The organism is Actinomadura bangladeshensis, assembly GCF_004348335.1.
GTDB lineage: Bacteria > Actinomycetota > Actinomycetes > Streptosporangiales > Streptosporangiaceae > Spirillospora > Spirillospora bangladeshensis.
Genome location: NZ_SMJW01000072.1, coordinates 24,187 through 33,329 on the forward strand (window position 1 = coordinate 24,187; position 9,143 = coordinate 33,329).

General features: G+C 68.8%; 8 protein-coding genes and 1 riboswitch. Of the genes, 4 read left to right on the forward strand and 4 right to left on the reverse strand.

Annotation, left to right across the window (positions count from 1 at the left end):
* The first annotated feature begins 180 nt into the window (after positions 1 to 180).
* Positions 181 to 312 (forward strand): transposase, encoded by a 132-nt coding sequence (locus E1284_RS16345; RefSeq protein ID WP_131939943.1) that lies wholly within the window; start codon positions 181 to 183, stop codon positions 310 to 312.
* 847 nt (positions 313 to 1,159) lie between these two features.
* Here E1284_RS16345 and E1284_RS16355 read toward each other — a convergent pair.
* The 3 genes from E1284_RS16355 to E1284_RS16365 all read right to left on the reverse strand — a co-directional run bounded on the left by E1284_RS16355 (position 1,160) and on the right by E1284_RS16365 (position 5,651).
* Positions 1,160 to 2,440, reverse strand: a complete 1,281-nt coding sequence (locus E1284_RS16355) for a tyrosine-type recombinase/integrase (RefSeq protein ID WP_279433046.1) — start codon at positions 2,438 to 2,440, stop codon at positions 1,160 to 1,162.
* A 758-nt stretch (positions 2,441 to 3,198) separates the two neighbouring features.
* Positions 3,199 to 5,280, reverse strand: a complete 2,082-nt coding sequence (locus E1284_RS16360; protein WP_131939944.1) for a heavy metal translocating P-type ATPase — start codon at positions 5,278 to 5,280, stop codon at positions 3,199 to 3,201.
* A complete protein-coding gene (locus E1284_RS16365; protein WP_131939945.1) occupies positions 5,277 to 5,651 on the reverse strand; it encodes an ArsR/SmtB family transcription factor in 375 nt (124 codons plus the stop codon). The genes E1284_RS16360 and E1284_RS16365 overlap by 4 nt, the downstream gene beginning before the upstream one ends.
* A 520-nt stretch (positions 5,652 to 6,171) precedes the next feature.
* On the opposite strand from E1284_RS16365, the gene E1284_RS16370 reads away from it, so the two are divergent.
* Both E1284_RS16370 and E1284_RS16375 read left to right on the forward strand, forming a co-directional pair.
* Positions 6,172 to 6,552 carry a BlaI/MecI/CopY family transcriptional regulator gene (locus E1284_RS16370; protein WP_207923777.1) on the forward strand — a complete coding sequence of 127 codons (381 nt, stop codon included), beginning with the start codon at positions 6,172 to 6,174 and terminating at the stop codon, positions 6,550 to 6,552.
* Between the two features lie 3 nt (positions 6,553 to 6,555).
* On the forward strand, positions 6,556 to 7,488 hold the full coding sequence (locus E1284_RS16375) for a M56 family metallopeptidase (RefSeq protein WP_131939946.1): 933 nt from the start codon (positions 6,556 to 6,558) through the stop codon (positions 7,486 to 7,488).
* Positions 7,489 to 7,497: 9 nt separating this feature from the next.
* Here E1284_RS16375 and E1284_RS43670 read toward each other — a convergent pair whose 3' ends face one another.
* Positions 7,498 to 7,620 carry a hypothetical protein gene (locus E1284_RS43670; RefSeq protein WP_279433047.1) on the reverse strand — a complete coding sequence of 41 codons (123 nt, stop codon included), beginning with the start codon at positions 7,618 to 7,620 and terminating at the stop codon, positions 7,498 to 7,500.
* 50 nt (positions 7,621 to 7,670) lie between these two features.
* Positions 7,671 to 7,819, forward strand: a riboswitch (cyclic di-AMP (ydaO/yuaA leader).
* Positions 7,820 to 7,822: 3 nt separating this feature from the next.
* Between E1284_RS43670 and E1284_RS16380 the strand changes: the two genes are divergently transcribed.
* Positions 7,823 to 8,866 carry an NlpC/P60 family protein gene (locus E1284_RS16380; protein ID WP_131939947.1) on the forward strand — a complete coding sequence of 348 codons (1,044 nt, stop codon included), beginning with the start codon at positions 7,823 to 7,825 and terminating at the stop codon, positions 8,864 to 8,866.
* Positions 8,867 to 9,143 lie beyond the last annotated feature (277 nt).

A 9,143-nucleotide genomic window follows, 5' to 3' on the forward strand; every position in this document is an offset into this window, starting at 1 on the left:
ATACCATCGACGGTAAGTCTCGAAACCAAGGTTGTCTAGTCCCCCGGACTTGTAGGCTCGTCGGGGGAGTCAACTGACGCTGTGAGCTCTCGACCGTCCGAGCCGTTGCTGCCACCGGCTGGCAGTGGTAGCCGTTCAGAGAAGCCCTCGCGGCGCGAGATCGTGGACGCGGTGCTGTAAGTGGTGCCCACCGGCTGCGCCTGGCGGCAGTTGCCCACCGACTTCCCGTCGCGGCAGACGGTGTACTGGTACTCCGTGCGTTGGGAGAAGCAGCGGGTCACGCTGCGGATGCTGGACGTGCTGCGGCGGTAGGTCCGCCAAGGCGAGGCCGTGACGCCGACCCCAGCGCCGGGATCATCGACTCCCAGGGCGTCGACGCTGGCCTGGCTGACCGCAGACCGGCGGCTGGCCCGCGACTACTAACGCCACACCGCCACCTGCGCAGCCATGATCCCCTGGGCCGCCATCGGCATCATGACCCCTCCATCTGGCCCGCGGCGGACGACCCGCCGTCCGTCCTTTACATGCTGAGCGGGCCGGCGTCGTGTCGGCACCTCCGTCTCAAGGTCCGCCAGCCTAAAAACCATTGCGCGACGCCCCATGACCTCTGCCCGACACGGGCCTAGCTCGGCTTGCGCAGTGCGGTAGGCGCGGACCGTCCGCAGTGGCACGGGTCGGTCGTCGGGTCCGCGCCGCAGACGGCGCTCCCAGCATCACACGCGGAGGCGCAGCAGCCGTCCGCAGCCTTGTCCTTGCGGTGGACAGGCCGTCCACATCCGCCCCCCGCGAACTTGGCGCGATTCTTGACCAGTAAGGGGTGGTCGATCTCATCCAAAGGATGATCAAGCGGAAACAACGGGAGGCCGAGATCCTCCAGCAGCGGCCGCAGTGTCGGCCGAGTGGGTTCCGTCGATCAGGTGTCCTCGCTGATCCCGCCGAGTCGTTCGATGTCCTCGGCTGGGATGTCGGTCAGGAGGGAGACGCTGGATGTAGTCGATCCGTCGAGCTCGCGGAGCTTATCGAGCATAGCCTGACGCATCTCCTCGCGGCGGGACACTAGAGCTCGCGCGGCCTCATTGCCAGAGCCTTCTTGGTCACCCGAGGAAGGGCATCATCAGCGATCAACTCCTCTGTTTACGGGTCCACCTTGAGGGGCGCGCTACACAGAGCGCAAGTTCGGCCTTGTCTCGGCGTGCCGGGCGACCAACTGGTCAGCGAGGACGGCCTGCAGTTGGCTGATCTTCGCTTGGGCTTCGGCGAGTTGAGCTTCGAGGTCTGGGCCTGCGTCCTGGCTGCCCTGGGTTGCGCGGATCTTGGCGAGGGCTTCCAGTGCCGTCTCGTCGGCGGTGGGGAGGGTGTGGAGGTAGCGCTCCGTCGTGGAGATCTTGCGGTGCCCGAGGCGTTCTTTGACGACCTGGAGGTCGGCGCCGCCGGCGAGGAGCCAGGAGGCGTGGGCGTGGCGGAGGTCGTGGATGCGGGGTGACCATCCGAGGTCGGCGGCGGCTCGGGCCGGGTGCCAGCAGTGGGTTCGGAACCAGTTGGCGGAGATGTGGGGGTCGTCATCGATGACGCGGGGATTGCGGGGGTTGTCCTTGCCCTGGGCACGGCGCTTGGCGCGATAGGCGGCGTAGGCGGCTCGGCAGTGGCGACATTTGCACTTGCCGAGGCTGTAGGCCGTGGTCGTTCCGTGGGTGTAGGTGCGGCCGTTCGGGGCTTCGAAGGTGAGGGTGTCGGGGTCTAGGAGTTCGAGGTTGGGTGGCTCGGCTCGGTGGCGGCTGAAGATGAGGTCGTCGGGGGTGAGGTTGTTGGCTTCTGCATGGGCCTTGAGCTTGGCGACGATCTGGGGGCTGAGCTTGAAGCGGCGCCAGCGCTTGCCCTTGGGATAGTCCTTCACCAGGAAGCGGCGGCCTTCGGGGTGGAACCTGGGGACGAGTTCGACGACCGAGCGGCTGACGGTGAGGATGCCGGTGGCGAAGTCCAGGTCCTTGACGCGGAGTTCGGTCAGCTCGCCCCAGCGGAGGCCGCTTTCTATGTCGGTCTCGACCAGGAGCTTGGCGGTCGCGTCCGGGAGCGCCTCGTAGATGCGGGCGAACTGTTCTGCGGTGATGATCTGGCGCGGCTTCTCGGGGACGGGGTCGGTCTTCACGCCGCGGCTGGGGTGGTAGACGAGGACGCCGTCGTTGACGGCGGTGGTGAAGATGGCGTTGAGGATCGCGGTTTTGCAGTACTTGATGCTGTAGGCCGAGGCGCCCTGCTTCTTGAGGTGCGTGATCCACTCGCGGACGGTCTCTGAGGTGATGTCCTGCAGCTTCATGTCGCCGAAGTACGGCATGACGTGGGCTCCGAGCGCGTAGGCGTAGTCCTGGCGGGTTGAAGCCTCGATGCGGTGGTTCGGAAACCCATGGAAATCCGAGCGATACCGACGAGTACAAGATGGCACACGAAACTGCCTCTGACCTGCAGTTTAATGGACTTTCCATGATCACCGAAGGGGTGATCAGCGCCGCTTCCAAACTGGCTACGCGGGTTCGATTCCCGTCGCCCGCTCGGACGTTTCCGCAGCTCAGAGGCCATGTGATGGCGATCTTGGAGTGACTCCAAGGTTTTCTATCACTGTACCTGTACGTGATCATGGTGGATCCCGTCGCCGAACCGGCACGGCGGAGCACTCCCACAACCCTCCGTTTTGGACGTCGCCCTGCCTGCGATAACCGGGCACCATGGACAGACCGGTCTGCACTCGGATCCCTGACCGTCGCCGAGGGTGACGGCATGAGCAGCAGTGTCATCAGCCTGGCGCGAGGGGTGGTGCCCTCGCGTCGGTGGAAGCTCCCCAAGCCCGGATGTCTTTGGCCGATGATCGCGCCCGCATCCGGGCCCGGGCCGAACTCGGGGGGTGCCGAAGCTGACCCCGCGAGTTGCGCGCCACTGGGGAGCATCCCCGCAACAGACCGCGCAGCCGACCGGCTCCCTCACCGCCCACGGCACTGCCGAGGTCGCGCGTTGGCTCAACCCGGCGATGGATCGAGTGCCGGACCTGGCGGCCATTCCCTCGGTGCTGGAGCGGAGCCTTTCCGACAGATTTCCTCTGACACACGAGCCCGAAACCAATGACGGCTGCCTGCGATCGACGGCGCAAACGCCCCATCCCTGCCGGGTGAGGTGCTTGCGCCGTTGGGAAGTGCGGCACGAGTGGCTTCAGGCGGCGTGCGGCCGGAGGTCGAGTTTGCGCAGCAGTTGGGCGTTGAGGGCGACCACGATCGTGGACAGGGACATCAGGACCGCGCCGACCGACATGGGCAGGACGAACCCGACCGACGCCAGCACCCCGGCGGCGAGCGGTACGGAGATCAGGTTGTATCCGGCGGCCCACCACAGGTTCTGCTTCATTTTGCGGTAGCTTGCCCGGGACAGGTCGATGACCGACAGCACCGAACGCGGGTCGTCGCCGGCCAGGATCACCCCGGCGGAGCCGATCGCGACGTCGGTGCCGGCGCCGATGGCGACGCCGACGTCGGCCTGGGCCAGCGCGGGAGCGTCGTTGACGCCGTCGCCGACCATGGCGACGCGCTTGCCCTCGTCCTGCAGCGCCTTGACGGTGGCGGCCTTGTCCTCGGGGCGGACGCCCGCGTAGACCCGGTCGATGCCCAGTTCGGCGCCGACCGACTCGGCGACCGCTCGCGCGTCGCCGGTGATCATGATGACCTCGATGCCCCGTTCGTGCAGCGCGTCGACGGCCTGGCGGGATTCCGGGCGGATCTCGTCGGCCAGCTTCAAGGCGCCGATCACCTGCCCGTCGCGGAGCACGTGCAGGATGATCGACCCGTCGGCGCGCCAGCGCTCGGCCACCCCCAGTTCCTTCTGGTGCTCCTCGGTCAGCAGGTGCGGCCCGCCGACCCGGATCCGCCGGCCGGCGACGGTGGCGGTGACGCCGAGGGCGGGGGACGAGGTGAAGTCGGCGGTCTCCGGAATGTCGAGGTGCCGCTCGGCGGCGACGCGGACGATCGCTTTGGCGAGCGGGTGCTCGCTGTCGGTCTCGGCGGCGGCGGCGAGTGCGACCACCTCGTCGGCGGTGAGCCCGGCGGCCGGTTCGACCGCGGTGACGGTCGGCTCGCCCTTGGTCAGGGTGCCGGTCTTGTCGAACAGCACGGCGCCGACGGTGCGCATGCTTTCCAGGGCCAGCCGGTCCTTGACCAGTACGCCGCCGCGGGCGGCGCGCTCGGTGGCGATGGACACCACCAGCGGGATGGCCAGGCCGAGGGCGTGCGGGCAGGCGATGACCAGCACGGTGATGGTGCGGGTGACCGCGTCGTCGGGGTAGCCGAGCAGTAGCGCCCAGACCAGCACGGTGATCACGGCCGCGCCGAGCGCGAACCAGAACAGCCACCCGGCGGCGGTGTCGGCCAGCCGCTGCGCCCGGGAGGAGGAGTTCTGCGCCTGCGACACCAGGCGCTGGATACCGGCCAGCGCGGTGTCGTCGCCGGTGGCGGTGATCTCGATCCGCAGTCCCGAGTCGGTCGCGACGGTCCCGGCCACGACATGGTCCCCGAGGCCGCGCCGGACGGTGCGGGACTCGCCGGTGACCATCGACTCGTCCACCTCGGCGGCGCCGTCGATGATCCGTCCGTCCGCCGGGACGCTGCCGCCCGGTCGCACCAGCACGACATCGCCTACCCGCAACTCGGCGGGGTGCACGGTGACGATCTGATCTCCGTCGAGGCGTTCGGCCTCGTCGGGAAGCAGCGCGGCCAGCGAGTCCAGGGCCGAAGTGGTCTGCGCGAGCGAGCGCATCTCGATCCAGTGCCCGAGCAGCATGATGACGACCAGCAGCGCGAGCTCCCACCAGAAGTCCAGGTGACCGCCCAGGACGCCCAGGCTGGCGCCCCACGACGCCACGAACGCCACAGTGATCGCCAGGGAGATCAGCAGCATCATCCCGGGCCGGCGGGTACGCACTTCGTCGGCGCCGCCGGTCAGGAAGGGACGACCGCCCCAGACGTACATCACCGTGCCCAGCAGCGGGGAGATCCACGTCGTCCAGCCCGAGTCCGGCAGCCGGTAGCCCAGCAGCGAGGCGAACATGCCGGAGAAGGCCACCACCGGCACCGCCAGCAAAAGCATCACCCAGAACAGCCGCCGGAACTGTCCGACATGGTCCCCGTGCCCGCCGTGCCCCGCGTGCCCGCCGTGCCCGGTCGCCGGATGTCCGGAGTGATGGCCGTGACCGGCGTCTACCACGCCCCGAAGGTCCCCGGCCAGACCCCGATGACGGTCGCTCATGATCGCGCCTCCCTTTCCGAGATGGTCAGCAGCTCGCGCAGGCAGTGCTCAAGTAGTTGTCTGGGAAAGCCGTCGGCCAAGCGGTAGTGGACGACGCGGCCGGCGCGGCGGGTCTGCACCAGCCCCGCGCTGCGCAGTTGCTTGAGCGCGTAGGAGGACTGGTCCATCGAGATGTCCAGCGCCAACGCCAGATCTCCGACGCACAGCTCCTCGACCGACACCAGCACGAACAGGATGCGCAGCCGTGTCTGATCCGACAGCAGGGCGAGCAGCACGCCGAGCCGCTCCGCCTCGGCGGCGCCCAGTCCGGCCGCGTGAGCCCGGTCGACCCCCGCGGCATCGATTGGATGCTTGTGTGACAGCTTAGACATATTTGTATTATCGCACGGACGTACGAATATCGTGATGTGTGCTTCGTTACACCCCGGGGGTATGCCCCGAACTGGATCGGCGAGTTGCTCGGACCCGGGCGCCCCGCCGGCCGCGCCCTAGATGCACTCCAGCCAGAGCCGCCTTGCTCGACGGGACCTACCTGCAGCCGAAGGCGGACGCGAACGAGATCCGCCGGGTCGCGGAGGGATCCGCACGGATCGCCATGTCCGGGCCGGTCACCATGGTCGTCGGGGGCAAGCAGGCAACGGTCGGGCCCGGGAGCCTGGCTCCGCACCTGGTCGGATGCCCGAGCACTCGGTGACACGGTCGCCGGAGCGGTCCAGCGACGGCAGGCTCTCGCAGTTCGCGACGACGATGTTCAACGCCGTGTTCTTTGCTGGGCTGCAGGACGTCCAGCACACCCCCCGCCCCGCATCACATGCCGGTAGGGGACGACAGCCGGCCTTCCCGCCCGCAGCCGGTTCTCCGGCACAATGTGCGGAGGACGGGAGGTGGCGCGTGGCCGGATTGGGCGGAGCACTCGAGCGTTCCATCATGGACGTTCTCTGGGCCGCACCCGGCCCGCTGCGGGTGCGTGAACTGCTCGCGAAGCTGAACGAGGACGCGGACAAGGCTCTGGCCTACAACACCGTCCAGACCGTGGCCGAAAGGCTGGCGCAGAAGGGACTGCTTCGGCGTACTCCGGACGGGACGGCCTTCCGCTACGCCCCCACCCGTGCGCGGGAGGAGTATGCGGTCGAGTTGATGCTCGACGCGCTGACCGAATCCGATGATCATGGGGGCATCCTGGCGAGGTTCGCGGAAGCCGTCCCGCTCGAGGACGCCCGCCACCTGCTGGAGGCCCTGCGACGGCGGACGTCCGACGGCCAAGGGGCATGAGGCGTGATCTACCTCGTGATCAGCCTGGTCGCCACGGCGGTCCTGCTGGGCTGCCTGGCGGGGCCCGCGCTCGATCGGCTCCGCCGCCCTGCGGCGAATCCGGGGACCGCCATCGCCTGCTGGCTCGCGGCGCTGGCCGGCACGTTCATCGCCGGCATCGGGATCGTCGCGGTGGCGCTGCTGATGCCGCCGGCGCCCGGCCACGGTTTCGTGGGGTGGCTGCGCGACTGCCTGCCGCACCACGGTGACGAGGCGGTCATCATGGCGGCCGCCGCGAGCCTGGTGCTGCTGACGGCCTGCTGCTCCAGGCTTGCCCGCAGCCTGCCCCGGCTCAGCCGAGCCGTGCGGCACCGGCGCCGGCACTGGGAGATGCTCCGGCTCGTCGCCGAGGAGCATGGACGACACGACGACGTACTCGTCCTCGACCACCCCATCCCCGTGGCGTACTCGCTGCCCGCCCGGGAGCGCGCGATCGTGGTCACCACCGGCACGCAGGAGACCCTCACGCCCGAAGAGTTCGGCGCGGTTCTGGTCCACGAACGGACCCACCTGCGTCAGCGGCACCACGCGATGCTGCTCGTGCTCGACCTGGCCTACACGCTCCTGCCCTGGCTGCCGACCGTCCGCCGGGCGAAGGAGACCCTCCCCCTGCTGCTGGAGATGGCCGCCGACGATACGGCGGCCAGGGCATTCGGGAGGCGGACGCTCGCCAACGCCCTGTGCCGGCTCGCGGCGACCCCCGGTGTCGCGGGCGCCCTCGGCGCCGCCGGCCCTTCGGCGGCGCTGACGGAACGAGTGCTGCGTCTGGAGTCCGCCGAGGTGGCGAAGCGGCGCCGGGCCGTCCGGGCGGCCGCCTCCGCCTTCGTCACCATCGCCGTCGCCGCACCCCTCCTCGTGGCCGCCGCCACCATCGTGCAGTTGACCGAGATCTGCTGAGTCCGTTTCTCACCGCGCGCCCAGGCCCACTTCCTTCTCGCGCTGCTGCACGTGAAGCGTGTACTGGCCGACGATCTGAAACCACAGAGGCGGTTTGTCGTAATCGGCCACTTGGGTGGCGAATGTGGCCACTATCTCCTACGCTCCGTAGGAGCCAACGTGCGGCGTCCCCTCCGGGGACAGCGCTGGCCACGCCGAATCCCGCGGACCTTCGTAGTCCGGGGAACCGGGGAACCGTTCTCCATCCGGGGTGAATCCGCTCGCCATGAGCGGTAGGGCGACTCCGGCCCGAACCCGGCAGCTCACCTGGTAGGCGTACTGGAGAGGACAGTGCATGCAGCGACGAGCTGCCGGAGAAAGAAAACCGATCCGCCGCCGGCTCATCACGAGCTCGGCCTGGACGGCATCGTTCGCCCTTTCCGCGACGCTCGTGGCTCCCCCGCCCGCCTGGGCCGAGCCCAAGCCGACCCGCAAAGAGCTGACCGCCCAGCAGAAGAAGCTCGCAGACGAGGCGGAGAAGCTCAGCGAGCAGTACAACGGGTTGCGCGTACGCCTGCAGCAGGCGCAGCGGGCCGCCAAGGTGGCCGAGGGCAACGCCCTCCGCCAGAAGAAGGCGCTGGACGAGGCACGGGCCAGGATCGTCAAGCTCGCCGCGGACAGCTACAAGAACGGTCCGGCGGACCCGGCGGTCGCCTTCGCATCAGCGGACGACCCACAGTCCGTACTGGACAAGTCGGCCACGCTCAACTACTTCGCCCGCCAGGACAGCGCTCGCGTCGCCCACCTGCTGCAGACGATGCAGTCCGCGGAACGGTCCCGCAAGTCGGCCGAAGCGCGCGCGAAGCAGGTACGCGAACTCACCGAAGAGGCGAAGAAGAAGCGCAAGGAACTCCAGGCCAAGCTGAAGAAGGTCGAAGCCAGGCTCGGCACCGGGCCGGGCGCTCGCGCCAACGCCGGCCCCGCCCCGAACGTGGATCCCGGAGGTGCCTCTGCCAAGGCCATGGCCGCGCTCAATGCGGCCCTGAGCCAACTCGGTGTGCCGTACTCGTGGGGCGGCGGCAACGCGTCCGGCCCGTCCTACGGCACAGCGCAGGGCGCCAACATCAAGGGCTTCGACTGCTCGGGACTGACGCTGTACGCCTACGCCCAGGTCGGCATCAGCCTCCCCCACTACACCGGCGCCCAGTACAACGCCGGCACCCACGTCTCCCAAAGCCAGCTGAGGCCCGGCGACTTGGTCTTCTTCCACAGCGACCTGCACCACATGGGCATGTACATCGGCAACGGCAAGATGGTCCACGCCCCGCAGACCGGTGATGTCGTCAAGATCAGCCCGATCTCCGGCCGGCCGTTCGCCGGCGGCGTCCGCGTGGCCTGACTCCGTCCGAACCCGAACGCCCGGTACCTCGTCCCCGTCACCCGCAACCTGGGGTGACGGGGACGTCTTTCCATGCCACAGGGCGCCGCTCACGAAGGGTGGCGACCGCGGTCTCAGGAAGACCCAGCTACCGCGTGTTCATGCGCGGCGACTGGGACGACGCGCTGAGGATCGTGGACGAGATGTACCGGACGCGCGAGGTCATCAACGTTGTCGCGATCGTCGCCTACCGGCCGTTCCGTACCGATAGGTTCCGATCATGGGGTGGGACGGGGAC

Coding starts and splice junctions, on each gene's coding strand:
- E1284_RS16380 (WP_131939947.1), top strand. CDS start 7,823: ATGCAGCGACGAGCTGCCGGAGAAAGAAAACCGATCCGCCGCCGGCTC.
- E1284_RS16365 (WP_131939945.1), bottom strand. CDS start 5,651: ATGTCTAAGCTGTCACACAAGCATCCAATCGATGCCGCGGGGGTCGAC.
- E1284_RS16360 (WP_131939944.1), bottom strand. CDS start 5,280: ATGAGCGACCGTCATCGGGGTCTGGCCGGGGACCTTCGGGGCGTGGTA.